Annotated in this window: 23 protein-coding genes; 1 reads left to right on the top strand and 22 read right to left on the bottom strand. The window is 49.1% G+C overall.

Features of this window, described 5'->3' with window-relative positions:
* Positions 1-18: 18 nt before the first annotated feature.
* Positions 19-999, bottom strand: a complete 981-nt coding sequence (locus G598_RS0109200) for a bifunctional heptose 7-phosphate kinase/heptose 1-phosphate adenyltransferase (RefSeq protein ID WP_026766726.1) — start codon at positions 997-999, stop codon at positions 19-21.
* A 164-nt stretch (positions 1000-1163) separates the two neighbouring features.
* Here G598_RS0109200 and G598_RS0109195 point away from each other — a divergent pair, with 164 nt between their 5' ends.
* A complete protein-coding gene (locus tag G598_RS0109195; protein WP_026766725.1) occupies positions 1164-1517 on the top strand; it encodes an ASCH domain-containing protein in 354 nt (117 codons plus the stop codon).
* Positions 1518-1575: 58 nt separating this feature from the next.
* Here G598_RS0109195 and G598_RS0109190 read toward each other — a convergent pair whose 3' ends face one another.
* From G598_RS0109190 to surE, 21 genes are all read right to left on the bottom strand, one after another.
* Positions 1576-1779 carry a protein kinase gene (locus G598_RS0109190; protein ID WP_026766724.1) on the bottom strand — a complete coding sequence of 68 codons (204 nt, stop codon included), beginning with the start codon at positions 1777-1779 and terminating at the stop codon, positions 1576-1578.
* A 97-nt stretch (positions 1780-1876) separates the two neighbouring features.
* Positions 1877-2602, bottom strand: coding sequence for a 1-(5-phosphoribosyl)-5-[(5-phosphoribosylamino)methylideneamino]imidazole-4-carboxamide isomerase (hisA, locus tag G598_RS0109185; RefSeq protein WP_026766723.1), 726 nt, complete (start codon positions 2600-2602; stop codon positions 1877-1879).
* A 133-nt stretch (positions 2603-2735) separates the two neighbouring features.
* Positions 2736-3353, bottom strand: coding sequence for an imidazole glycerol phosphate synthase subunit HisH (hisH, locus tag G598_RS0109180; RefSeq protein WP_026766722.1), 618 nt, complete (start codon positions 3351-3353; stop codon positions 2736-2738).
* A gap of 12 nt (positions 3354-3365) precedes the next feature.
* Complete coding sequence (gene hisB / locus G598_RS0109175; protein WP_026766721.1) at positions 3366-3953, bottom strand: imidazoleglycerol-phosphate dehydratase HisB; 588 nt, start codon at positions 3951-3953, stop codon at positions 3366-3368.
* The gene (gene hisC, locus G598_RS0109170; RefSeq protein WP_026766720.1) at positions 3950-5020 is read right to left on the bottom strand and encodes a histidinol-phosphate transaminase; all 1071 of its coding nucleotides are present in this window, start codon (positions 5018-5020) and stop codon (positions 3950-3952) included. Before hisC ends, hisB begins: the two co-directional genes overlap by 4 nt.
* Complete coding sequence (gene hisD, locus G598_RS0109165) at positions 5020-6360, bottom strand: histidinol dehydrogenase (protein ID WP_026766719.1); 1341 nt, start codon at positions 6358-6360, stop codon at positions 5020-5022. The genes hisC and hisD overlap by 1 nt, the downstream gene beginning before the upstream one ends.
* Complete coding sequence (gene hisG, locus G598_RS0109160) at positions 6357-7019, bottom strand: ATP phosphoribosyltransferase (RefSeq protein ID WP_026766718.1); 663 nt, start codon at positions 7017-7019, stop codon at positions 6357-6359. The genes hisD and hisG overlap by 4 nt, the downstream gene beginning before the upstream one ends.
* 76 nt (positions 7020-7095) lie before the next feature.
* Positions 7096-7608 carry an HD domain-containing protein gene (locus G598_RS0109155; RefSeq protein WP_026766717.1) on the bottom strand — a complete coding sequence of 171 codons (513 nt, stop codon included), beginning with the start codon at positions 7606-7608 and terminating at the stop codon, positions 7096-7098.
* Positions 7605-8789 (bottom strand): ATP phosphoribosyltransferase regulatory subunit, encoded by a 1185-nt coding sequence (gene hisZ / locus G598_RS0109150; protein WP_026766716.1) that lies wholly within the window; start codon positions 8787-8789, stop codon positions 7605-7607. The genes G598_RS0109155 and hisZ overlap by 4 nt, the downstream gene beginning before the upstream one ends.
* 28 nt (positions 8790-8817) lie before the next feature.
* Complete coding sequence (locus G598_RS0109145) at positions 8818-9120, bottom strand: YerC/YecD family TrpR-related protein (RefSeq protein ID WP_026766715.1); 303 nt, start codon at positions 9118-9120, stop codon at positions 8818-8820.
* 143 nt (positions 9121-9263) lie between these two features.
* Positions 9264-10253 carry a phosphatase domain-containing putative toxin gene (locus G598_RS17550; RefSeq protein ID WP_051180133.1) on the bottom strand — a complete coding sequence of 330 codons (990 nt, stop codon included), beginning with the start codon at positions 10251-10253 and terminating at the stop codon, positions 9264-9266.
* A gap of 99 nt (positions 10254-10352) precedes the next feature.
* A complete protein-coding gene (locus G598_RS0109135; protein WP_026766714.1) occupies positions 10353-11354 on the bottom strand; it encodes an HlyD family secretion protein in 1002 nt (333 codons plus the stop codon).
* A 103-nt stretch (positions 11355-11457) separates the two neighbouring features.
* Complete coding sequence (gene alaS, locus G598_RS0109130; RefSeq protein ID WP_211221542.1) at positions 11458-14076, bottom strand: alanine--tRNA ligase; 2619 nt, start codon at positions 14074-14076, stop codon at positions 11458-11460.
* Positions 14077-14230: 154 nt separating this feature from the next.
* Positions 14231-15532, bottom strand: a complete 1302-nt coding sequence (locus G598_RS17545) for a sensor domain-containing diguanylate cyclase (protein WP_037363759.1) — start codon at positions 15530-15532, stop codon at positions 14231-14233.
* Between the two features lie 151 nt (positions 15533-15683).
* Positions 15684-17297 carry an MBL fold metallo-hydrolase RNA specificity domain-containing protein gene (locus G598_RS0109120; protein ID WP_026766712.1) on the bottom strand — a complete coding sequence of 538 codons (1614 nt, stop codon included), beginning with the start codon at positions 17295-17297 and terminating at the stop codon, positions 15684-15686.
* Between the two features lie 66 nt (positions 17298-17363).
* Positions 17364-18278 carry a UDP-N-acetylmuramate dehydrogenase gene (gene murB, locus G598_RS0109115; RefSeq protein ID WP_026766711.1) on the bottom strand — a complete coding sequence of 305 codons (915 nt, stop codon included), beginning with the start codon at positions 18276-18278 and terminating at the stop codon, positions 17364-17366.
* Positions 18279-18302: 24 nt separating this feature from the next.
* On the bottom strand, positions 18303-18794 hold the full coding sequence (gene trmL / locus G598_RS0109110) for a tRNA (uridine(34)/cytosine(34)/5-carboxymethylaminomethyluridine(34)-2'-O)-methyltransferase TrmL (RefSeq protein WP_026766710.1): 492 nt from the start codon (positions 18792-18794) through the stop codon (positions 18303-18305).
* A 14-nt stretch (positions 18795-18808) separates the two neighbouring features.
* Positions 18809-21364: an FtsK/SpoIIIE family DNA translocase gene (locus G598_RS0109105; protein WP_026766709.1), complete on the bottom strand. Its 2556-nt coding sequence runs from the start codon at positions 21362-21364 to the stop codon at positions 18809-18811.
* An 18-nt stretch (positions 21365-21382) separates the two neighbouring features.
* Complete coding sequence (locus tag G598_RS0109100) at positions 21383-22663, bottom strand: amidohydrolase (protein WP_026766708.1); 1281 nt, start codon at positions 22661-22663, stop codon at positions 21383-21385.
* Positions 22664-22683: 20 nt separating this feature from the next.
* Positions 22684-23925: an adenosylhomocysteinase gene (locus tag G598_RS0109095; RefSeq protein ID WP_026766707.1), complete on the bottom strand. Its 1242-nt coding sequence runs from the start codon at positions 23923-23925 to the stop codon at positions 22684-22686.
* 83 nt (positions 23926-24008) lie between these two features.
* Complete coding sequence (surE, locus tag G598_RS0109090; RefSeq protein WP_026766706.1) at positions 24009-24764, bottom strand: 5'/3'-nucleotidase SurE; 756 nt, start codon at positions 24762-24764, stop codon at positions 24009-24011.
* Between the last annotated feature and the right edge of the window lie 6 nt (positions 24765-24770).

Raw genomic sequence — 24770 nt, 5'->3', positions numbered from 1 at the left:
TATCACCAATATATTATATCACTGAGCAAGCATCCCCTCAAGTTCCTCACGCGTAACCGCATAAGTACCCAAACGAGCCACAACCCGGCTGGCAGCCAAATTGGCCAGATAAGCTCCCAGCGCTGGTGGCAAGCCACCCGCCAGAGCCATACCATATACCGCTGTCACCGCATCGGTAGCCCCCAACACATCAAAGAGTTCCTGCGCTACAGTGGAAATATGTACCGTTTCATTTTCCCGAACCAAGGCCAGCCCCTTCTGTGAACGAGTAGCAATAATATTTTTGATATGGAACTTGCGCATGAGATAATGGCAGGCTTTTTCCACAGCAGCTCGCTCATTTTCTATAGGTTGCAAAAGCTCCTTGTTAATCCGTTTAAGATTTGCCACTACATAATCCGCATTGCGGTAATTTCCCCAGGAAGCAGCGCTCATATCCACCACTACAGGTACACCATGATTGTGACATCTTTCAATAATCCAGCTGCAGGAAGCATCGGTGCAGGCACCATTGGCATGGTCAGAAACAATCACACAGTCCAGGCTTTCACTGAGCTTTTCGCCGATATACTGCTCAAAACGCGCCATATCCTGCAGCTCAATATCCTGCTTTGCCTCAAAATCCAGCCGAAACATCTGCTGATTGCCACTCATTATGCGTACCTTGGTTGTTGTCGGCCGGTCGGTATAGATAAGTCCGCTGGCATCAATCCCATAGTGGTTAAACTTCTCCACCAAACTTTCACAATGAGAATCCTTCCCCACAAAGCCGGCAATACTGACCTTGCAGCCCAACACCGCCAAACTGTAGGCAATATTGGCACCACCGCCTAATTTTTCCGACGAGGACTCTACTCTTGTGATGGGCACAGGAGCTTCACCGGATATACGGGTAACTTCCCCATAATAATATTTATCCAGCATGATATCCCCAACGACCAAAATTTTGCACTGCCCTGTTTTTTCTACTAAAAAATCCCGCAAACGCTGCTTATCCATACTATTGCCCCCTCAAAATTCGCATTTGATTAGTTTATTTCGTTAGGGAGAAGGAAAAATCCTTCTATACAACTTTACACAGAAACTCTATCAATGGTTTATGTTTTATGCTATAATAAAATACAAGTTGTTATTACTCATATACAGATAGGAGATGTTGCTTTATGATGGCCTTGAATTTTCAAGCCGCCAAGCATAAGAAAATGCTGATGGAACGCACGAAAAACTGCACTGTGCGCTTAGGGGATGTTAGCCAGCTTTATCCCGAGGGTTCCATCGTTTGGATTACCACAGGGGTTAAAGGTGAACCAAAGCACAAGCTTTATCCGGCATATTTGGACAAAGTAAGGGTAAAAACCATGGGCACGCTTACTTCCAGCGATTTAGGTCATCAGAATCCCGAAATAAATTCCCAGGAGGAACTGGTCGCAGATTTTGAAAAAATCTACAAACGCCGTATTCTTATGGAAGATACCGTAACCGTTATCTACTTTACAGAAGTACACGAAGATTTGTAAATAAAAAAGGAACCATCATGCATGAGCAGAATGGTTCCTTTTTTATTGGGCATCTGAATTAACCTTTGATGCTGGCGAGAACGTCAGAAGCAGACAGATTGTTATTCTGCATGTATTCCGTCAGTTCTTTGTAATCATCCTGAGCTTTCTTTGCTTTGATTTCGTTCAGCTGTGCCTTCAGGGATTTCAGTTCTTCCTGCTTCTTAGCAATTTTTGCTTCGATGCCACTGATCTTTTCTTCGTAATTTGCTTTTCTTGCCATTTTTCATTTCTCCTCTATTGAAAAAATTTTATATTTCTATTTTAGACAATAAAAATATATTTGGCAAGTTTTTTTTGAAAAATTTTCCGAAAAATCTTCAAGCTTTGGCAATTTTTATCGCAGCAGCTAAATCCAATTTTCCCATGTAAATGGATTTTCCTGCAATCACACCTTCAATGCCAACAGCTTCCTGCTTTTTCAATGCGTTTATATCCTCAAGAGATTTCACTCCACCGGACGCAACAATTTTTACGCCGCTTTCCTGTGCCAGTTTAACCGTAGCTTCGACATTTACACCACTTAACGTCCCATCACGGGAAATATCCGTATAGATAATGGTTTTAACGCCAGCATCTTTCATTTTTTTGGCCAGTTCAACCACACCGATATTGCCAGATTCCCCCCAGCCTTCCACAGCCACAATCCCATCTTTGGCATCAATACCTACGACAATACGTTCGCCATATTTGGTGCAGGCCTCGCGTACCAAGTCCGGATTTTTGACGGCAACTGACCCGAGAATAACGCGGGTTATTCCCATCGCCAGCAGCTTATCAATCTGCTCCATACTGCGAATACCGCCACCAAGTTCGGTAGGAATATCCACAGCTTTCAATATTTCTTCAATAGCCGCCAAATTCTGCGAAGAACCAGCCAATGCCCCATCTAAATCCACAAGATGCAAATACTCCGCTCCCTGCGCCTGCCACTTACGAGCCATATCCGCTGGACTATCCGAAAACACCGTTTCCTGATTAAAGTCACCTTTCAGCAAGCGAACACATTTACCGCCCCGAATATCAATCGCCGGAAATATTATCATAAACATCCTCCCCCAACACCAGCCCAGCGCTCAAGGATGAGCGCTCGCGGACGTAAATCACGTGATGTGATTTCAGTCCGCTGTTTTCTTTTGGTACTTTTCTTTGCGCCAAAGAAAAGTACAGAACAACGCACTAACTTAGTTTGCAGAAATTATCAATTATATGCAAACCAACGTCTCCAGATTTTTCCGGATGGAACTGCGCCGCAAAGATGTTACCACATTGCACCGCTGCCGTAACTTCCCCACCATAATTTGTCGTAGCAGTTATTACATTTTTGTCCGCAGGAACTGCATGGAAACTATGCACAAAATACACATATTCCTTATCCTGCTCCAGCCCCGCAAATAAGTCCTGCCCTTTTCGCGGCTCAGCAATATGCAGCCTGTTCCATCCCATATGGGGAACCTTCAAGCCTTCGGCCTGAATCTTTTTCACCTGACCGGGTATAAATCCCAAACCTCTTGATTCCGATGATTCTTCACTGCCATCAAAGAGAATCTGCAGACCTACACAAATCCCCAAAAGCGGCTTACCTGCTGCCACTTCCGCTTTGAGCAGTGGAATCAAACCACTTTCTTCCAAATTCTTCATACAGTCACCAAAGGCACCCACGCCAGGCAGAACCAGTTTTTCCGCAGCTTTGATTTCCGAAGGATTATTGGTAATCTTGGCCTCTGCTCCTAAAGCAGAAAAGGCTTTTTCCACGCTGAATAAATTGCCCACACCATAGTCAATTATTGCAATCATGTACCTGCCTCCTTAGAGCATACCTTTGGTCGATGGAACACCTGTAACCTTTGGGTCCTGACTTACTGCAATCCGCAGTACATGACCCAAAGCCTTGAAAATCGCTTCAATCTTATGATGGGTATTCGTGCCATAAAGGACTTTTACATGGAGGGTAATTCCGGCGTGCATAGCAAATGCCCGCAAAAATTCCTCAGTGAGTTCCGTATCAAAACCGCCCACCATGGGAGCCATTTCGCCGCCATCATAGACGAGAAACGGCCGCCCGCTGATATCGAGCGTGACAAAGGCCAGCGATTCATCCATCGGCAGATAAAAGGTACCATAACGGCAAATCCCTTTTTTATCACCAATAGCTTCCTTAAAAGCATCGCCTAAAGCTATACCGATATCTTCCACACTGTGATGGCCGTCCACTTCCAAATCACCATCACAGCGTAAATCCAAATCCAGCTGTCCATGCACAGTCATGAGATTCAGCATATGGTCAAAAAAGCCAATACCGGAATCAATCACACTTTTGCCTGTGCCATCAAGATTTAATTGCAAAGCGATTTTCGTTTCGGCAGTTTCCCTGTTTACTGCAGCGACTCTGTTCATGCCCGTCCCTCCACAAAGGCTTTCATTTCGTTATACCAAATATCGTTTTCTTCCCGCAGGCCCATAGAAATGCGCAGGCAGTTTTCCAGTCTTGGCGCCTTGCCAAAGCTGCGCACGCCGATGCCTTTTTCTTCCAGATACTTGTTTAATTCATCTGCTTTGGCATATTTAATCAGAATAAAATTCGTTTCCGAAGGATAAACCGTCACGCCGGGCAGTTTGTCCAAAAGGGTTGTCATGCGCTTGCGTTCGGCAATCATCATCTGAATGCGGGGCACATATTCATGGCGCATCTGATAGACAATATCGGCCGTAACCAAGGACAATACATTCATATGATAAGGCATATAGGACTTACCAATCATTTCCACAATTTCCTTGGCAGCCAACATATACCCCACGCGGGCAGATGCCAGGCCATATGCTTTGGAGAATGTCCTTGCCACAATCAGATTCGGGTATTTTGCCAGCAGCCCCACTGCCGTCTGACCGTAAAATTCTATATAGGCTTCATCAATCAGCAGGGCGCAATTGCTATGGATGTTGGCCGCAATATATTCGATATCTGCCAAAGCATAAGCTGTCCCCGTGGGGTTATTCGGATTGCAGATAACCGCTAATCCGGCCTTTTCTTCGTTGACCGTCTGAACAAACTTTTCCTTATCCAGCGTATAATCTTCATTTAACTCTACCGCAATTCCCTGTGCCTGTGCAGCCTTGGCGTAAATGCCATACATAGAAAAAGACGGTACAGGATAAATGATTTTCTTTGCTTTGGTACCGCCAAAGCAGAAAAAGAGTTTTTCAATGATTTCGCTGGAACCATTGCCGAGCAAAACATTTTTCTTCTGTAAATTGTGATTATCGGCAATCTGTTCACAGAGATAATCGTATTCCTCGTTGGGATAACGATTAAAGGCCACACGGGAAAGACGGCCCATCACGCGGTCTTCAACCATGGGCGGCAGATTCATATTGCATTCATTGGCATTTACTTTTATCTGCCAATCCCGTTCCACCACATCATAGGACGGCATATCTTTCAAACCAGTACGGTATTTTAACATCAAGAGTTCCTCCTCAAACGAATGGCATTAGCATGAGCCTGCAGGCCTTCTGTTTCTGCCAGACGGATAATATCCTCACTGACTGCTTCCAAAGCAGGCTGCGTATAGGAAATCAGGCTCGTGCGCTTCATAAACGTTTCCACGTTCAGCACGCTGTAGTAACGAGCAGTGCCACCGGTAGGCAGTACATGGTTCGGCCCCGCAAAATAATCACCCAACGGTTCCGGCGAGTATGCGCCCAAGAACACGGCGCCTGCATGGTGCACATAGGGCAGCAGCTGGAAGGGCTCACGGGTCAAAAGTTCCAGATGCTCCGGCGCTGAAGTGTTGGCAAATCTTAGCGCTTGCATCATATCGTCTGCAATGACAATCAGGCCATTGCGCTCGATGGATGCGCGGGCAATTTCCTGACGCGGCAGTTTTTGCAGCTGATTTTCCGCTTCAATAGCCACCTGCCGAGCCAGCTTTTCACTATCGGTAATCACGATACTTGAAGCCAAGGGGTCATGTTCAGCCTGACTCAGCATATCGGCTGCCGTATAAACAGGGTCAGCGCTGTCGTCCGCCACAATCAGGATTTCGCTGGGGCCGGCCAGCATATCAATGTCCACATGACCATAGACTTCTTTTTTCGCCAGGGTCACAAAGATATTGCCTGGGCCGGTAATCTTATCCACGCGCGGAATGGTTTCCGTGCCAAAGGCCAACGCAGCTATCGCCTGCGCACCGCCGATTTTATAGATTTTCTTTACGCCTGCGAGTCTTGCCGCAATCAGCACATAGGGATTGATGGCGCCATTTTTCGGCGGCACCATCATGACGATTTCGCCCACGCCAGCGACAACTGCCGGCATAGCGTTCATAATAACGGAGGACGGATAAGCTGCCGTGCCACCGGGCACATAAATACCTACTCTATCTAACGGAATCAATGATTGGCCCAAAAGAGAACCATGTTCCCGATAAGTCATCCAGGAATTGGGCTTCTGTTCCTCATGGTAACGACGCACATTTTCCGCCGCTTTCTTCAAGGATGCAACCACCTGCGGGTCAGCCTGTTTTTCGGCTGCGGCAAATTCTTCCTCCGTCACCAGCAAATCCTCGATAGCACAGTCCACTTTATCAATGAGTTTCGTATAGCGCAGAACAGCCTTATCGCCTTCAAAGCGCACATCGCGCACAATCTGTGCCACGAGTTCTGCCGCCGTCATATCCTTGCCAAAGGTTGCCTTGTTGGCTTCCCGGATTTTCGGGCTCAGTTCCACCTCATCAAAAGCAGGTTTCTGTAACAATTTATTGATGGCTGCTTCGCCTAATTCACTTGCCTTGACTATCTTCATTGTGCCGCCTCCGCTTCTAAGACCTTCCGCAAATCTTCCACCAGACTATGAATCCGGTCAAACTTCAACTTAAAGCTCACCCGATTGGCAATTAACCGTGCCGTGGCTTCCTGAATCGAGACGATTTCCTCCAAATCATTTTCCCGCAAGGTCGTGCCGGTTTCGACAATATCCACAATGCTCTCGGAAAGCCCCACAATCGGCCCCAATTCAATAGAACCATTGAGCTTGATGTACTCCATCTGCATGCCCTGCTGGCGGAAGAATTTCTCGGCAATATGCGGGAATTTCGTCGCCACCCGGGTATGGTTGTAATCCATAAGTTTAGCCCGTTTCTCGGCCTTGGGCACGGCCATCATCAAGTGGCATTTGCCAAAGCCCATGTCGAGAAGTTCATAGACGTCTTTTTCGGTTTCGAGCAGTACATCCTTGCCAATCACGCCGATATCTGCCGCCCCATATTCCACATAGGTGGGCACATCAGCGGTCTTAGATACGATAAAGCGAATTTTCTTTTCTTCATTGCTGATAATCAGCTTGCGGGATTTATCCGATAAGCCTTCGGCGGTATAACCGATTTTTTCCAGCAACCTGGCCGACAGGCCAAAGAGCTTGCCCTTGGGCAGCGCTATGGTAAGATATTCCATTTCAGACTTCATGCACAGGCCTCCAATTCGATTCATATAATTGACATATCAGCTTGACCGGTCAATTTGACATGTCAAAAGTCAATTGTCAGTTCAGTTCATCCGCCACCTGCAAAAGAGCCAGTTCCGGCGGGTCATTCTCCATTTTTTTTCGATGATGACAGCGAATAATCGCCGCTTCAGCAGTCATGCCGATTTTTTCCAGTTTTGCCGCACCGATTACAGGATGCTGATAACTTATATACATAATATGACTCAGCCAGCCATTATCCACTTTGCCCAGCTCTTGTGCCTTGACAGGGAAAAAATGTTTCAGAAGAACGGCCCAAACCTTCCCCATGATGTCCATATCTCCCCGCTTCTTGCCAATATCATGCAGAAGCGCCGCCCGCAATAGTAAGTCTCTATCGCCTGTCTGCTGTTTTTCCCACAGTTCCATAGCCGTCCTGGCTACATTTAACGCATGGTACTGGTCAGCCGGATGCATAGCATAAAAAAGTTCTTGCGCGGCAGGCGGCAGGCTTTCTGCCACCCACTGTCTGTCCGCGGGCGTAATTTGGGCGGTCACCGCTAGGCAAAATTGTTTAACACGCTGAATCATGATATATACACGAAAGCCGCATAATTTTTCTGCTGCTGACTTTCCTTAGCGGCGGTTTCCGTCTGGCTATTGACTGCCAGTTCCACGGACTTACCCTGCTCACGCAGCTGCGCCGCCTTCTCAATCGCTTCTGTTTCTTTACCGGCAGCATAGCCCACATACACATCTCTGGGCAGGCTGTGCATGGGCAGTTTCTGCCGCTCAATGGCGAGCAAGATACGCTCAATGCCTAACGCAAAGCCCGTTGCTGGGCAGGCTGTACCAAAGTCCGCGAGCAGATGGTCATAACGGCCGCCGCCGCAAAGCGGATACCCCAACCCTGGCGCATAAACCTCAAAGACCATGCCGGTATAATAGCTGAAATCACGGATGATGCCCAAATCAAAGCGCACATACTGTTCTACCTTATAGGCTTTCAGCAAACGATAAATTTCCGCCAGATTATCCAGCGCCCGGCGGCTCTGTTCATTAAGGGCGATATCATATGCGCTCTTTAGAAGTTCTTCTCCGCCATTCAAGAGCGGCAGTTTCTTTAATACCTGCTTGGCATTTTCCGGCAAGCTCAGCTGTTCCACCAGCTGATTTAATTCCACCAGATTGCGGCGTTCCATAGCCGCTTTCAAATCGGCCTGTTCCTGCTCACTCAGGCGGTACTGATTGAGAATGCCGTTTAAGAATTCCACCTGTCCCAAGCAAACCGTAAATTCCGTCAGCCCGGAACGCAAAAGCCCTGATACAGCCAAGGCTACTACCTCAGCATCCGTAGCCGGACTGCCGGGTCCCATGAGTTCCACACCAGCCTGGTAGAATTCACACTGCCGGCCAGCCTGTGCCTGTTCATAGCGAAAAACACTGCTGATATAGGAAAGTTTCAACGGCAGGGGACTATCCTGCAGTCTGGTGCTTACCAGACGGGCAATGGGAGTCGTCATTTCATGACGCAGCGCCACGGTTTTATTTTCCTTGTCAAAGAGCTTAAACAGATGGTTGCCAATGCCGCGATTACCGCCCAAACTCAATGTGTCCAGATATTCAAGCGAAGGCGTGACCACTTCCTCATACCCCCATTGGGCAAATAGCTCAGCCAGGCGTGTTTCTACCACCCGCTTGCCAGCTGCTTCTGCCGGCAGAAAATCCCGGGTTCCATAGGGAATCTTTAACAAGCTTCTATCTTTTTCCATGAACACTGCTCCCCTCATTATTCATCAATCAGTCTGCCTTGTCAGCAGGTATCCTGTCCAGAACAATCTTATAACCATCCGCACCATAGTTCAAACAACGTTTTACCCGGCTGATGGTAGCCGTGCTGGCACCGGTGCGGGCCACAATATCATCGTAGATATGCCCCCCCTGCAGCATACGGGCTACCGCCAAGCGCTGGGATAATGCCTTGAGTTCACTGATGGTACAGATATCCTCGAAGAACTGATAGCACTCCTCCACCGACTTCAGCGACAGGATGGCTTGAAACAACATATCATTCTGCTCATCCCGCAGTTTTGGATTAACCAATTCCCTCTCCTCCTCTTATGCTTTTTATCTTTAATCCTTTAGTTTGTGAAATTATGTCATTCATTATAACATAAGCGTAAACAAAAAAAAAGCCTTGGAATGATTTTTTTACTTTCCAAAGCTTTTTGTTTCACAATATCATCTTATTGAATACATTTATCCTCAACAGGTGCATTTTTCTTTACCCATTGGGAAAACGTTTGCACGTATTGCGTTTTGCGATTGGCCTGTACATAGGCATAAAATCTGCGTATTTGCTGAGCGCGTTTCCGCATTTCCCTGCCCTTCCAATTGTCCTTTTTGGCCGGAGCAAAGAGATTCGCTCCTCCCAGAGCATATTGCCGTGCCACAATATCTTCCAAGGCCACATCCGGATTGCTTAAAATATCATAGAACACCGCAAAGGTTGTCGTGCGGCCATGTCCGGCATGGCAATGAAAATGCAGCCAGGCATTTGACGGCAGACTCTTATAAAATGCCACAAAATCATCAATATTTTCATCGGCAGGTGCAGACCGGTCGGTAAGGGGTATGCGTTTATAGCGCATGCCGAGCCGGGCAGCAAGTTCTCCTTCGGTTTCCACCTGTTCTACTTTAGACTTACAAGCAGGAAACAGCTTTGTATCTGTTTTGCCCAACGGAACAAACATCATTTCCTTTCCTACGAGAGACTGTAACTTCTTTTTCTCAGCTTTGATTACAGCAGCAGAATTAAGCCGGTAGTTGTCTAAATTCTTTTTCGTGTAACGGCTTACGGGAATATCTCCGTTAACAAAGCCATGCGATTCCTTGCGTAAATCCACCACATAGATAACCGCATTGCTGCCTGCCACTGTACGAATTTTATCCTGCATCAAGGAAAGACCTGAACCGGAAAACGCAGCACTGGCAGAACAGCGCAAATGATCAAGCCCCTGACGGCTAGGTGCCGAAGGCAAAGACTGCGTAAATTCATCGGTCATAAAGCGCAAACTGCGGGGAAATACTGACCCAGGCCTAGCATCGAGCCGCCAAACGACTTCATCCTGCTTTTCGGCAGCCTGTGCTGCTGTCATCAGCATAACCAGCAAACAGCAAATTACAGCTAATATTCTGCAGCTTGATTTTTCCCATAGATGACTTTTTTTCATCATATTGATACAACCTCCTATAAAAATTGACGTCTGAACGGACAAAACCGCAACGAAAAACTGCCCTTCCCGCAATGGAAAAAGAGCAGTTTTGACAGCTTTTTATTCTTTGAATTCGATTCTTCCGCTCATCCCCGATTTAATGGTAAAGGACGGATCAGCGGGCAGGGATATTTTGACAATGGTCAAGGATTTTGACTGGTCAGATTCTGACTCGTCATTTTCCGGAGCTGCGATATCCTTCACTGTACCCTGAAGCTTATGACCATCAATCTCGTAATTGACAAACTCACCCAAACGTACTTTTGCTGCCTGATTTTCCGTGAGCTTAGCTTCCAGCCAGGCATCATTGCTGGCCTGAATGCGGGCCACTTCCTGTTCATTCTTGAGTTCACTATCAGCAGCCAGGCCCTCGGCTAAACTGATAACACCGCTCGCCGTTGCCACAATTTCTGTGGCCTGCTGGTCGTTTTTAGCATTGGCCAGCGCAATCTCTGCCTGTTTCACCTGTAATTCTGCCTGCTTCAGCACCTCAGGACTCGTTGGAATCACTGTGGTCTGCGGCGCAGCAGCTGGGGCAGGAGCAGCATTAGCTGCTGCCTGTGCAGCCGCATACGCAGCAGCTGCTTCATCGCGCTTAGCCGCGCTGATGGCGCCCATGCTAAAAAGTTCATTCATGCGCTGCATGCGGGCATAAGCATTAGCCGCCCGTTGCTGGGCACCGCTGTCCACTACTGGCGCTGCCGGTGCCTGCGTAACTGCCGTTGTTCCCTTTTGCAGCTGGGCATAGCTTTGCTGAGCCATCTGCACATTCTGCTCTAACTGGGCGATATCTTCCGGCGTAATCTTAGACTCTACCCGCGCAATCACAGTGCCTTCTTCCACATAGTCACCGTCCTGCACCAGTACTTCCGTAATCTTGCCGTCACCTTTAGCGGTAATCACAGACTCAGTGCCTACCACCATCGCATCGCTTACTACAAAACCGCGATTGCTGTGCTGATAGAGGTATAAACCGCCGCCCGCCAAAGCTGCGAGCACAATCAAGCCAATTAAGCCAAAACGGATAAAATTCTTCGCTTTCTCTGTAACATCTACTTCCATTTATATCCCCCCTTGGGATGATAAACATTAGACTACCCAAAGGCCCGGCGTAACTTTTTTACAAAGGTTATGCCGGGCCTTATCGAGCCTAACTTACTTTATTTTAGCCCAGCTGAGCCTTAATCACTTCTACAGCCTTATCAAATGCCTGCGGCAGTGCTTCCGCATTCTTACCGCCAGCCTGAGCCATGTCCGGACGACCGCCGCCGCCACCACCGACAACAGCAGCTGCTTCCTTGATGATCTTGCCGGCATGGATGCCCTTGGCATTGGCTTCTTTCGTTGCCTTAACCACGAGATTTACCTTGCCGCCACTCACGCAGGCCAGAACCACAACGCTCGGCGTATCGAGCTTGGAGCTCGTCATATCGGCCACTTCACGGAGTTCGTCCATGCTGCCGGCATTGGTCTTGCCGCAGACAACGTTCACACCGTTAATATCCTGCAGACCTGCAATGAGTTTAGCCGCATCGGCCTTGTCACGCATAGCAGCCACTTCGTCGAGCTGCTTCTGCATAGCCTTCATTTCGCCCTGCAGCTTTTCAATCTGCGCCGGAACTTCTTCTTCCTTGGTCTTGAGCTTGCCAGCAGCGTCAGCAAGAACTGACATCTTAGCGTTGGCATAGTCAAGCGCAGCCTTACCCGTGATGGCTTCGATACGACGTACGCCGGAAGCTACACCAGATTCGCTGACAATCTTGAACATGCCAATCTGGCCAACATTGGCTACATGGGAGCCGCCGCAAAGTTCCATGGAGAATTCGGGAACCTTGACCACGCGTACCACATCACCGTATTTTTCGGAGAACAAAGCCATAGCGCCAGCGGCTTTAGCTTCGTCGAGGCTCATATGGGAAATTTCCACATCCTGCCCCTTGAGGATTTCGTTATTGACGAGCTCTTCCACATCAGCGAGCTGCTGAGCCGTCACCGGTTCAAAGTTCGTGAAGTCGAAACGCAGGCGTTCCGGCGTAACGGAGGAACCAGCCTGACTGATCTGGTCACCAACAACCTTCTTGAGGGCAGCCTGCAAGAGATGCGTAGCCGTATGGTTGCGAGCAGAAGCCAGTTTCTGTGCCTTATTGACCGCAATCTGCACTTCGTCGCCAACTTTAAGCTGACCTTCTTCGACATAAGCCACATGGTAAACCGTACCGTCCGGCAGCTTCTTGGCGTTGCTGACGCTGATATGACCGAATTCAGAGGTCAGGATACCTTCGTCACCAACCTGTCCGCCACCTTCTGCGTAGAACGGCGTCGTCGTGAGAATTACACCAGCTTCCTGGCCGTCGGTGATTTCGTCCACCAGCTTGCCATCCTGCCAGATAGCGACAACCTTGCCTGCCGTAGCCTGTTCATCGACCGTCAGCTTGCTGACATCGATGGAGGACAGGTCGGGTACAGCCACGCGGGTGTTTTCGGCACGGGCGTTGCGGGCGCGGGTGCGCTGCTCGTCCATAGCCTTGTCAAAGCCTTCCTTATCGAGTTCCAAACCATTTTCATGGAGAATTTCTTCCGTCAGTTCCCAGGGGAAACCAAAGGTATCGTAAAGGCGGAAAGTAACTTCGCCGTCGAGCGCCGTCTTGCCGGCAGCCTTAACCTTTTCGATTTCGGCGCCGAGAAGTTCCATACCCTGATTAAGGGTAGCAGCGAAACGGTCTTCTTCGAGGCTGATAACCTTCTTGATGTAGTCTGCTTTGTTGACGAGTTCTTCAAAGTCCTTAGCACCGCGGTAGATTTCCACAGCAGCGTTAACAGCACCTTCGAGGAACTTGTCCTTGATGCCGAGCATGCGGCCATGACGGATAGCACGGCGCAGAATGCGGCGCAGGACATAGCCACGACCTTCGTTGGAGGGCAGAATGCCGTCCATAATCATGATGGCCATGGAGCGGGCATGGTCAGCGATAACCTTGAGGGAAATATCCTTTTCGGCATCTTCACCGTATTTTACACCGGCAACGCCAGCAGCGTATTCGATAATCGGGTACAGGAGATCTGTTTCAAAGTTGGTTTTCTTTTCCTGTACAACGGAAGCCAGACGCTCCAGACCACAACCCGTATCGATGTTCTTATGGGCGAGGTTCTTGTAGGAACCATCTTCCTGCTTGTCGTACTGCGTGAACACGAGGTTCCAGATTTCGAGGTATCTATCGCAGTCACAGCCAACAGCGCAGTCCGGCGAGCCGCAGCCGCGTTCTTCGCCCAGGTCGATGTAGATTTCAGAGTCCGGACCACAGGGGCCAGGGCCGATTTCCCAGAAGTTATCTTCCATCTTGACGATATGGTCCTGCGGGAAGCCCGGCTGGGATTTCCAGATTTCGATGGCTTCATCATCATCCGGATAAACCGTAACCCAGAGTTTGTCCTTCGGCAGTTCGACGACTTCCGTCAGGAATTCCCATGCCCAGGGAATAGCTTCGCCCTTGAAGTAATCGCCAAAGGAGAAGTTGCCCAGCATTTCAAAGAATGTCTGATGACGGGCGGTACGGCCGACATTTTCGATATCGCCGGTACGCACGCAGCGCTGACTGGTCGTCACACGCGTGCGGGGCGGTTTCATCTTGCCCGTGAAGAACGGCTTCAACGGCGCCATACCTGCACCAATCAGGAGCAGGGTCGGGTCATCCTGCGGAATCAGCGAGAAACTCGGCAGGCGAAGATGCCCTTTCTTTTCTGCAAAGAACTGCAAATAAGCTTCGCGCAGTTCGTTACCACTCATATACTTCAAATCAAATCTACCCCCATATAGGTATTTTGCAGCAGAGAGAATCTGCTGTAATTTACAAACTTAACGTTCCTATTTTAGCACAAAATTAGCTATAAATAAAAGGGCTTGCAGTAATTTTTGCAAATTATCCCGCAAAGCCCTGTTCTTATTGATGAAATTCCCGCTGAAAAGTCATTTTATCTTTAATATCTTCATAAAAAGTATACTTTCCGCGATTATTCTTCTTGGTGTAATACAAAGCATTATCACTGCGCTGCAACAGCGTATCTAAGCTTACCGCATGCGATTCCGTGGAGGCCACACCGATACTCATGTCCAAATGCTGGAAGCATATATCATGGTGGAAGAATTCTCTGGCGGACTGATATAATTTTTCCAGTTTATCCACCAATACTTCCCGTTCCGGCACCGCAAAAATCGCCACAATGAATTCATCACCGCCCAAACGGGCAATAAAATCCTTAGGAAAAGCCCTGGTCAATAGTTCACCAATCGCCATCAAAGCCGCATCGCCATACTGATGACCGAAGGTATCATTGAGCTGCTTGAAGTAATCCAAATCCACATAGCATAAGGTAAGCTCACCACTGCCCTTACGGCGATGCATATCCACAAACTGATAAAAATAACGGCGGTTAGCCAGTTTGGTCAATTCATCGGTACGGGATAAAAGCAAAATCCGCTCTTTATAGGCATACTCCTCGGTTACATCCTTAGCCACACCGATATTGCCAATCATCTTGCCATCTTCATCAAAAATCGGTGCTTTATAGGTTTCCAGCTGCCTAAGCCCCAATTTGGAATGCAATACCTGCTCCTGAAACAGCGTTGGTTTAGGATTGTCCGCAATGGCTTTATCCGTTTCGAGGCAAACATATTCGCCTTCCTCATACTGTTCAGGCGTTACGCCCCAAATCTCATAGTGCTCCTTGCCTTCAACCTCCTGCATGGACTTGCCCACCATTTCGCAAAAAGCATGATTGACCTTTAAGTGGCGACCTTCCATGTCCTTGAACCAGACAAAACCGGGCATGGTATCCACCATCGTCTGCAGGCAGTTACGGGTATGCCACAATTCCTTCTGCTTATAAAGGTCTTCCAATAAATGCTCGCAAAAAAAAGGCCAATAATTATCTATCTTCGTAAGCGGCCATACACGACAGGCACGAGCAATTTTGTCTGGCGATAGTTCATCCAATCTGTCCGTACAAATGACTAATCGCGTATCCCGTCCAAACTGTGCATCTATCTGCGCAGGTTCCCAATCAGCCACCGTATTTAAGAGCAAAGCGGCACATTTTCGCCCGGCCATCGGCGGCAAATCAGCCAGCGAAGCTGCCACTTCAAACTCAACCTGACAATTTTCAGGTATATTGGCATCCTGCATCGCCCTGACTGCAATCTCCGGCATACCAACCATAACAACCAAAAGATGACAACGGAACATATGTTTACACCTCAAACAAGTTGTAAAAACTCACAAAGAGCCCCACGAGTAACTCATGGGGCTCCATAAAATTTTGCATTGTAATATACTATCCGTATAGTAGCAAAGACAGCGCATATTGTCAATCTTTTTTTCATAGTCCTGTACAAAGCTAAATATTAAACGGCGCAAAGAGTTTCCGCAAATAATTGAATCCTTTGGTAATCGCTTTTAAAAGCGGCTCCATCGTCTTGGGCTGACGAACGGCCAACTGCAGAACCTTATGCCGCAGATTGCGGTATTCCGCATCGAAAATCGCCAGCTGCTCCTCCATTTCCATCTCCACCGACACCGCAGGAATATTGGACGGCTGCAAATCGCAGGCACGGCCATGAATAACTACGGCATCTCCGCGGAAGGGAATATAGGCTTCGCCCTGATATTCCTTCTGAATCCGGCTCTTCAAGAATTCCTGCCCCTGCGCTTCACCATGCACGATAAAGATTTTCGCCGGTTTGGGATTCTGGAAATTGCTAATCCAATCCATAAGCTGGTCGGTATCGGCATGGGCAGAAAAACCATTCATGACCTGAATCTGTGCCTTAACTGCCACTTCCTCGCCCATGACCCGCACGCGCTTGATGCCTTCGACCAAACGACGGCCCAGGCTCCCTTCTGCCTGATAGCCCACAAAGAGAATCGTCGATTCCGGCCGCCAGAGATTGTGTTTCAGATGATGCAGGATGCGCCCGGCATCCGCCATGCCCGATGCCGAAATGATAATTGCCGAACCTTCGGAACTATTAAGTGCCCGCGATTCTTCCGGCGTCTTGCAGATACGCAACTGCGGAAATTCCGTCAGTTTTTCGCTGTCACCAAACATCTCAATGGCTTCCTCGTCAAAGTCCTGATAATTCTTCATAAAGATGCGGGTGGCGTTGATGGCCAATGGACTGTCCAGAATAATGGGGATATCCCCGTCGAGCCTTCCCTGTTTCCAAAGGTTATAGAAATAGTACAGCAACGTTTGTGTACGCCCAACAGCAAAGGAAGGAATAATCACATTACCGCCTCTGTCCATCGTATCATTGACGATTTCCAGCAGCTTCGTTTCCTTGTCATAAAGCTTATGCTGCCGGTCTCCATAAGTGGATTCCACCACGAGGAAATCGGCCCCGGTAATCACGGTCGGGTCTTTGATAATGGGCTGTTTGGGCTGACCCAGGTCACCGGAAAATACCAGTTTCGTAGTCTTTTCTCCTTCAGTCACCTGCAAATCCACAATCGCCGAACCGATGATATGACCGGCATCGAAAAACTTGACCTTTACATTGTCCCCCAAAGTAAATTCCTGTTCATAGGGCATGGGGACAAAATGCTTCAGTGCCTCTGCTGCATCGTCTAGAGAATAGATGGGCTCCACCGGTTCCTCACCGCGCCGCTGATTTTTGCGGTTGAAGGATTCCGCATCAGACTGCTGAATGAAGGCCGAATCCGGCAGCATAATCTGCGCCAAATCACAGGTAGCCTGCGTGGCGTACACCGTGCCCTTGAAGCCATCCTTGACGAGTTTCGGAATCAGACCGCAATGGTCCACATGAGCATGGGTGAGAATTACCGCCTCAATCCCCACAGGATTAAAGGGAAAATTCTCATAATTCAGCTCGCGGATTCTCCGCGCTCCCTGAAACATACCACAGTCAATGAGATACTGATGTTCCTGCGTTTCCAACAGATAGCAAGAACCGGTAACCGTATGCGCTGCGCCTAAAAAATCTAACCGCATAAAAATCCGCCCCTTTCAAGAATATATTGATATAATTCCCTAAAGGAGCGGAAAAATCCTGCTTATTTATTTTTCACCAATCAGACGAACTTCCGGCTGCAGCTCTACGCCATGCGCTTCTTTCACACGCTTCTGCACTTCATGAATGAGATTGATTACATCCGCAGCAGTTGCACCGCCCTTGTTCACCACAAAGCCAGCATGCTTGGTGGAAACCTGCGCACCGCCAACCGACAGGCCCTTAAGCCCCGTCTGGTCGATCAGCGTACCGGCAAAATACCCTTCCGGCCGCTTGAACGTACTGCCGGCACTAGGCATCTCCAAGGGCTGCTTGCTCTCACGGCGCTGCGTGAAATCAGCAATGCTCGCGCGGATTTCTTCTTCACTTCCCAACGTGAGCTCGAGTTCCACTTCCACAATAGCCTCGCCATTGGTCTGGAAAATGCTGTGACGATAGCCCAGCTCCAACTCATCCAAACCATAGGTTTTGACTTCGCCATCACGGGTTACCGCCCGCACAGCCTTGACCACGTTTTTCGTCTCCCCGCCGTAGGCACCGGCGTTCATAAAGACGGCACCGCCAATGCTGCCGGGAATGCCGCAGGCAAATTCCAGGCCAGCGAGACTGTGCTGAGCAGCAGCTTCAGCAATATCTTTCAAGAGTGCACCTGCGCCCACGGTCATTTTCGTACCTTCCACCTGAATGGTATTAAAGGTATCGGCAAAATTAACCACGACACCGCGAATGCCCTTGTCGCTGACCAGCATATTGGAGCCATTGCCCACAAAGGTAAGCGGCAGTTCATATTCCTTCACGAGACGCAGGATTTGCTGCGTTTCCTCCATGCTGGCCGGCTTAAGCAGACAGTCTGCGGGACCGCCAATTTCAAAGGTGGTATGTTCCCGCATCGGGGCATCTAAGAGCAGCTGTTCCGGCTTCAGAAACTTACGGCAAGCTTCAATAAAATTTTCATTTATCATCTTTCCAGTTCATTCCTCTTTAACTTACTTTTTCCACATACGCAACCCGGGGCCCACTTCTGCCAGCTGGCCAAAGTCAAGCTGACGCAAAGCCTCATAGGCCACCACTGCCACGGCATTGGAGAGATTTAGCGACCGGGCATCGGCAATCATCGGAATGCGTACGCAGGATTCCCAATGTGCATTTAAGATTTCCTCGGGAATCCCCGCCGACTCCTTGCCAAACACCAGCATATCCTCGGAAGTATACTGCACTTCCGTATGGGCATGCGGTGCCTTGGTGGAACAATAATAAAAATTATGGTCAGGATATTTTTCCAGCACTTCATTGAAGTTCTCATGATAATGCACCTTCACCAAGTGCCAGTAGTCAAGTCCCGCCCGCTTCAAATGCTTGTCGTCCGTAGAAAAGCCCAAGGGCTTTACCAAGTGAAGCTCAATCCCCGTAGCCGCACAGAGACGCGCTATGTTGCCTGTGTTACCGGGAATTTCCGGTTCGATTAAAACAATATGCAAAAAACTTACACCTCTTACAAATTGGCCAGGACTTCCAATGCTTCATCACTGGTCATCAATATTTCGCGTGGTTTGCTGCCGACATTCGGCCCCACGATATTTAACTCTTCCATGGTATCAATCAGCCGCCCGGCCCGGGTAAAGCCGATATGGAAGCGCCGCTGAATGCTCGATGCCGAAGCCTGCCCCGTACTCATGACGAGATTGACCGCATCAGCCAGCAGGGCATCGGTCTTAGGCGCACTGCGCGCGCCCTTGCTGCCGCTTTCTTCCTCTACCGCTTCGGCCATTTCCTTTTGGGTAAAGGCTTCGATTTCCTCGTTGGGCTCCATTTCCTGACCTTGGGCGCGGATGAAGTCCAACAGTTTTTCTACTTCATCATCACTGATGAACGCCCCCTGCACGCGGCGGGGCTTGGACTCACCAATCGGGAAGAACAGCATATCGCCGCGCCCCAGCAGTTTTTCGGCACCGCTGCGGTCGAGGATGGTACGCGAGTCAATCTGGCTGGATACCGCAAAGGAAATGCGTGAAGGCACATTGGCCTTGATGATACCCGTGATAACGTCAACGGAAGGACGCTGCGTAGCCAGCACCATATGGATGCCTGCCGCACGCGCCTTCTGTGCCAGACGGCAGATGGCATCTTCTACATCATGCGGCGCAACCATCATCAAATCCGCAAGCTCGTCAATGATGATGACGATGGCGGGCATCTTATCCTCAGGGAAATTGTCGTTATAGCCCTGCATATTGCGGACACCTTTCTCCGCAAACTTGCTGTAACGCTTCTCCATCTCCTGCACCGACCAGTTGAGCACCGAAGCCGCTTTCTTGGCATCAGTAACAACAGGCACCATTAGATGCGGTATGCCGTTATAATTGGACAGTTCGACCATCTTGGGGTCAACGAGGATGAATTTTACTTCATCCGGCTTGGCCTTAAAGAGAATACTGGTAATCAATGTGTTAATGCACACCGACTTACCGGAACCCGTGGCACCAGCCACCAACAGGTGCGGCATCTTGCCCAAGTCGGCAAAAATGCCCTGTCCGCCGATATCCATGCCCAGGCCCACCGTGAGTTTAGATTTTGCTTTGTCAAACTTGGCATTTTCCAAAACTTCGCGGAGCTGTACACCTTCGAGCTCCTTGTTCGGCACTTCGATACCGATGGCGCTCTTGCCAGGAATCTGCTCGATACGCACGGACGCAGCCGCCAGACGCAGGGCAATATCGTCGGCAAGATTGGTAATCTTGCTGACCTTCACCCCCGGTGCAGGCTCCAGCTCATAGCGGGTAACCGCTGGGCCGTGGCAGGCATTCAAGATTGTCGCCTTGACCTTAAAATCCGCCAAGGTCTGCTGCAAGGTCATAGCATTTTCGGCAATCTCTTTTTCAAGTGCCGAATTTTGCGTTTTTACATGCTTGCTGAGAATTTCCGTAACCTTAGGCAGTTCATAGGGCTTAACAGGCGACGGTGCCGCTTCAACTGTCTGTTCTGAACCATCCAAAATAGCCGCCGCAGGCCTTATTGGTGCAATCTCTCCATAACTGGGCATTGCTGTCCGCTTGGCCGCATCCTTCATCGGCTTGGCCGAAGGTGCTACCGGTTTAGGCTGGTCCACATTTATCGCCGGCTGACTATTCACGGCTGACACGTCATTTGAACGGTCAACCGTTGACGTAAACCCACTCTTCTCCGTACCAGCAGGCTCAACCATATCATCTTCCTGCCTGCCATACTCAATCGTAAATTTCGGCACTTCCTCTGCCGGAACCTCCGGTTCTGCTGCTACTGTCACTTCTTCTGCCACGGGCTCTGCAGTAAGCTTTTCTGCCGCTTCCGTCAGCGGCAATTCGGCAAAATGGTCATCTTCCTCCTGATTATAAAAGGAAGCTTTGACTTTTTCTACGACTTTTTCCTCTACACGCTCACTGACATCGGCCACTTTTTCGTAAGCTACAGCCATTGCCTTGCCTGTAACCACCGCGCTTTTGGCCGCCGTTCGCTGCGTGCGCCGCACGCCATTGGCCAGTGACCAGGTGGTTGACAACAATATGGAACCAATAACTCCTGCCCCCAGCAGGATAATCGAGCCATCGACGCCGAAGAACTTCCGCAAAATCAGCAAAAAAGCCCCCGCCAAAAGGCCGCCGCCCTGTGGCAGGCTTTCCGGAAGAATCTCCGCTCCCGGCTCCACCACCAGGTGATGCCAAATTGCCAATACCGATACAAATAGTAGCCCCAAACCGAAAAAGCGGGGAGAATACACCAGTCCATGATGCTTGACGATATACTGATAGCCAATCAGCAGAATCAGCAGGGAAATAAGTACTGCCCCCACGCCGAACATATAGTTCAGGCACTTGGCAAAGTAAACTCCCACAAAACCAACATTCAGCCCGCAAAGGCCGCAGACGGAAATCAGGCTTACAGCCACCAATAGCAGACCTAAAAGTTCATATTTGCGTTCCGGGCTGCCGACAGAATTTACCGTTGTTTTTTTCCTGCCGGAAGCCTTACGTCGCCGCGGAGCCGTCTTGCGCTCCGCTGTCTTCTTATTCAAGGGATCACCTCAACCAAATTACTTTTTGAGGCGTTCAGCACAACGCTGTGCCTCATAGCAAATCCGCTCTTCATCGAGGGTTTTCAGTTCGTTCTTTTCCATAATAACCTGACCGCCGCAGATAACCGTATCCACAGAGCTGGCATTCGCCGCATAGACCAGCAGGGAAATAAGATTATGCCGCGGGAACCATGCGGGGCTGTTCATATTCCAGAGCGTGATATCGGCCTTGCAGCCAGCTTCCAAACGTCCCAAACCTTCAATCCCCACAGCCTTGGCACCGTATTCCGTCCCCATCTTCAACGCTTCAAAAGCCGGAATTGCCAGCGGGTCATATTCATTGACCTTATGCAGCATAGCGGCAAGGTTCACTTCTTCGAGCATATCCATATTGTTGTTGGAGGACACACCATCCGTCCCCAAAGCTGTCACAACACCTTCTTTGAGCAGGCGGGGCACAGGAGCCACACCGCTGGCCAGTTTCATATTACTGCCCGGATTGTGGGCAACAGCAATCTTATGCTTTTTGATGATGTCAATATCATTGTCGTCCAAGTGCACGCAATGCGCAGCCAGTACATGGTCATTATCAAAGATGCCCGTTTCCTCCACCCAGGCAAAAGGACGCTTGCCATACTGCTTGAGAGAATCTTCCACTTCCGTCTTCGTCTCATGCATATGGATATGGATGCCAGCTCCCAAATCCTGCGCAGCCTTGGCCACCTTCTTGAGGAACTCCGGAGGGCAGGTATAGGGCGCATGCGGACCAAACATTACAGAAATCTTACCATTATTGGCACCATGATAATCATGGTAGAGTTCCACATTTTCCGCTAATTTCTTCTCGCTGTCCGGAGCTACGCCGATAATACCACGAGAAAGCACGCCACGAATACCTGCATCGATGGTTGCTTCTGCCACACGGTTCATGTATGGACCATACATATCCGCAAAGGTCGTGGTACCACTGCGTACCATTTCGACCAAAGCCAGCATAGCCCCCCAGTAAATATCATCATCATTCATCTTGGCTTCAATGGGCCAGATTTTATTTTCCAGCCAATCCATCAGCGCCATATCATCGGCATAGCTGCGCAGAAGCGTCATCGATGTATGCGTATGGGCATTGACAAAGCCCGGCACAGCCAGATGATTCTTGCCGTCAATAATCTTGCCCGGACGAAAATCCTCCGGCACTTCACCAATGCCCGCGATTTTATCCCCATCCAGCATGATATTCGTAAGCGGCGTAGTACCATCCGGCTTAACCACATATACATCTTTAATTAACGTTTTCAAAAATACTTCCTCCTAATGATTTATTCCAAATTGAGATATGCCCGTTGTTCCGGCGTCAGCGTGTCAATCGCCATCCCCAAAGACTTTAATTTCAGCTCGGCCAGTTTCACATTGACTTCATTGGGCATCAGATGAACTTCTTTCTTGAGTTCCTTGCCATGTTCCAAAAGATGCATCATCGAGAAGAACTGCACACCAAAGGACAAATCCATGATTTCTGCAGGATGACCATCACCAGCGGCCAGATTTACGAGGCGGCCTTCTGCCAACAGATAAATCTTGCGACCATCTTTCTGCAGGAACTCTTCGATATTATTGCGCACCTTGCGGCGGGACTGGGACAGGCTCTCCAGTTCCGGGATATTGATTTCGCAGTCAAAATGACCGGAGTTAGCAAGCATTGCGCCATCCTTCATGGATTCAAAATGACGCTTCACGATAACATCCTTATCGCCCGTAAGCGTCAGGAAGATATCCCCGATTTTCGCGGCTTCATCCATCGGCATTACGCGGAAACCATCAAAGACCGCTTCAATGGCCTTAATCGGGTCAACCTCCGTAATCACGACATTTGCACCGAGGCCACGTGCACGCATAGCGCCGCCCTTGCCGCACCAGCCATAACCGGCGATGACCACAGTCTTGCCCGCAATCACGAGATTCGTCGTGCGCATAATGCCATCCCAGGTAGACTGGCCTGTGCCATAACGGTTGTCAAACAAGAACTTCATATAGGCATCATTTGCCGCAATCATCGGAAATTCCAGCTTGCCTTCCTGTGCCAGACCACGCAAACGGTGTACACCCGTAGTCGTTTCCTCGGAACCGCCAACGATTTTCGGCAGTAAATCGCGATGCGTCGTATGCAGCGCATGCACCAAATCACCACCATCATCAATGATGAAATCCGGCTCAATCTTCAATGCTTCATCAATGAACTTAAAGTATTCTGCTTCCGTGCAGTCATGCCAGGCAAAGACATTTACGCCATCCTCCACAAGAGCAGCCGCCACATCATCCTGCGTGGACAAAGGATTGCTGCCCGTAATGGCCACTTCAGCACCAGCATGCATAAAGACCTCTGCCATATAAGCCGTCTTGGCTTCTAAGTGCAGGGTAATGACCATCTTCTTGCCAGCAAAGGGCTTTGTCTTGGAAAACTCCTCATCCACAGCACGCATAACCGGCATAAAATTCTTTACCCATTCGATTTTATCATGACCGCTTGATGCAAGTTTAATATCTCTAATCATTGATTCCATGTAAAAAGCCTCCCCATAAAAGCCAAACATACACTGAAAAATCTCAACCTCAATTGTAGCACGAAAAGCCTGCGTCCGTCACCTTATTTTTCAAGCTGCTGGTCAAGCGCCACATAATCCGTCATATCCGCCACGAGCGGCGTAATCGAAATATAGCCCTGCTCCGTCGCATAAATATCCGTGGCACTGCCTTTATCCGAATCGTAAACTTCCCCGGCCATTGTGTAGTAAACCTTTCCGTCTCGTTCTTCTCTGGTAAACGCATTGAGATAATCACGCTTTCCCTGACGTCCATACACATATTGTGGCAACCCATCTTTGAGAAATAGCGGAAAATTGACATTATACAGAAACACTTTTCCAGCGTCTGGCATCAGCTTAGCCAGGTCACGGGCAAATATCTCTGCAGCCTCATCATAAGTCAGTTTACTGGCTGTATCCAAAGACAAGGCAAAAGAAGGAATATCATGGAAATAACCTTCCATCGCCGCGCCCACTGTCCCCGAATAAATAATATCCGTGGCCAGATTCGCGCCATGATTGATACCAGAAACCACCAGATCCACAGGTCTGTCTTTCGTCATAAACGCTTCAATATATAGTTTAGCACTGTCAGCAGGCGTGCCCCCTACCGCCCAAGCCTCAATGCCGTACTTTTCCTCCAGCATCTTATCCCGAGCCACTTCAATAGGAGTCCCGATGGTCAGAGCGTTGCTCATGCCGCTCTGCTGCTTCATCGGAGCCGAAACAATAATCTCATGCTCTTTATGCAAAGCCCGCACCAGCGCCTCAATCCCAGCCGCCTTAATGCCATCATCATTGGATAATAAAATTCGCAAGAAAAA

It is taken from the genome of Selenomonas ruminantium subsp. ruminantium ATCC 12561, assembly GCF_000424065.1.
GTDB classification, from domain to species: Bacteria; Bacillota; Negativicutes; order Selenomonadales; family Selenomonadaceae; genus Selenomonas_A; species Selenomonas_A ruminantium.
The sequence above is the reverse complement of the archived record's forward strand: the minus strand, read 5'-3'. Positions and strand labels throughout refer to the sequence as shown.

Excerpts from the sequence above, each read along its gene's own strand:
- G598_RS0109120 (WP_026766712.1), bottom strand. The coding sequence starts at position 17,297 with ATGCGGTTAGATTTTTTAGGCGCAGCGCATACGGTTACCGGTTCTTGC.
- G598_RS17550 (WP_051180133.1), bottom strand. The coding sequence starts at position 10,253 with ATGATGAAAAAAAGTCATCTATGGGAAAAATCAAGCTGCAGAATATTA.
- hisA (WP_026766723.1), bottom strand. The coding sequence starts at position 2,602 with ATGATAATATTTCCGGCGATTGATATTCGGGGCGGTAAATGTGTTCGC.
- G598_RS0109155 (WP_026766717.1), bottom strand. The coding sequence starts at position 7,608 with ATGATTCAGCGTGTTAAACAATTTTGCCTAGCGGTGACCGCCCAAATT.
- G598_RS17545 (WP_037363759.1), bottom strand. The coding sequence starts at position 15,532 with ATGTTCCGTTGTCATCTTTTGGTTGTTATGGTTGGTATGCCGGAGATT.
- hisC (WP_026766720.1), bottom strand. The coding sequence starts at position 5,020 with ATGTTAAAATACCGTACTGGTTTGAAAGATATGCCGTCCTATGATGTG.
- hisD (WP_026766719.1), bottom strand. The coding sequence starts at position 6,360 with ATGAAGATAGTCAAGGCAAGTGAATTAGGCGAAGCAGCCATCAATAAA.
- alaS (WP_211221542.1), bottom strand. The coding sequence starts at position 14,076 with ATGAGTGGTAACGAACTGCGCGAAGCTTATTTGCAGTTCTTTGCAGAA.
- hisH (WP_026766722.1), bottom strand. The coding sequence starts at position 3,353 with ATGATTGCAATAATTGACTATGGTGTGGGCAATTTATTCAGCGTGGAA.
- G598_RS0109190 (WP_026766724.1), bottom strand. The coding sequence starts at position 1,779 with ATGGCAAGAAAAGCAAATTACGAAGAAAAGATCAGTGGCATCGAAGCA.
- hisG (WP_026766718.1), bottom strand. The coding sequence starts at position 7,019 with ATGAAGTCTGAAATGGAATATCTTACCATAGCGCTGCCCAAGGGCAAG.
- G598_RS0109195 (WP_026766725.1), top strand. The coding sequence starts at position 1,164 with ATGATGGCCTTGAATTTTCAAGCCGCCAAGCATAAGAAAATGCTGATG.
- murB (WP_026766711.1), bottom strand. The coding sequence starts at position 18,278 with ATGATAAATGAAAATTTTATTGAAGCTTGCCGTAAGTTTCTGAAGCCG.
- G598_RS0109095 (WP_026766707.1), bottom strand. The coding sequence starts at position 23,925 with ATGGAATCAATGATTAGAGATATTAAACTTGCATCAAGCGGTCATGAT.
- hisZ (WP_026766716.1), bottom strand. The coding sequence starts at position 8,789 with ATGGAAAAAGATAGAAGCTTGTTAAAGATTCCCTATGGAACCCGGGAT.
- G598_RS0109135 (WP_026766714.1), bottom strand. The coding sequence starts at position 11,354 with ATGGAAGTAGATGTTACAGAGAAAGCGAAGAATTTTATCCGTTTTGGC.
- hisB (WP_026766721.1), bottom strand. The coding sequence starts at position 3,953 with ATGAACAGAGTCGCTGCAGTAAACAGGGAAACTGCCGAAACGAAAATC.
- G598_RS0109200 (WP_026766726.1), bottom strand. The coding sequence starts at position 999 with ATGGATAAGCAGCGTTTGCGGGATTTTTTAGTAGAAAAAACAGGGCAG.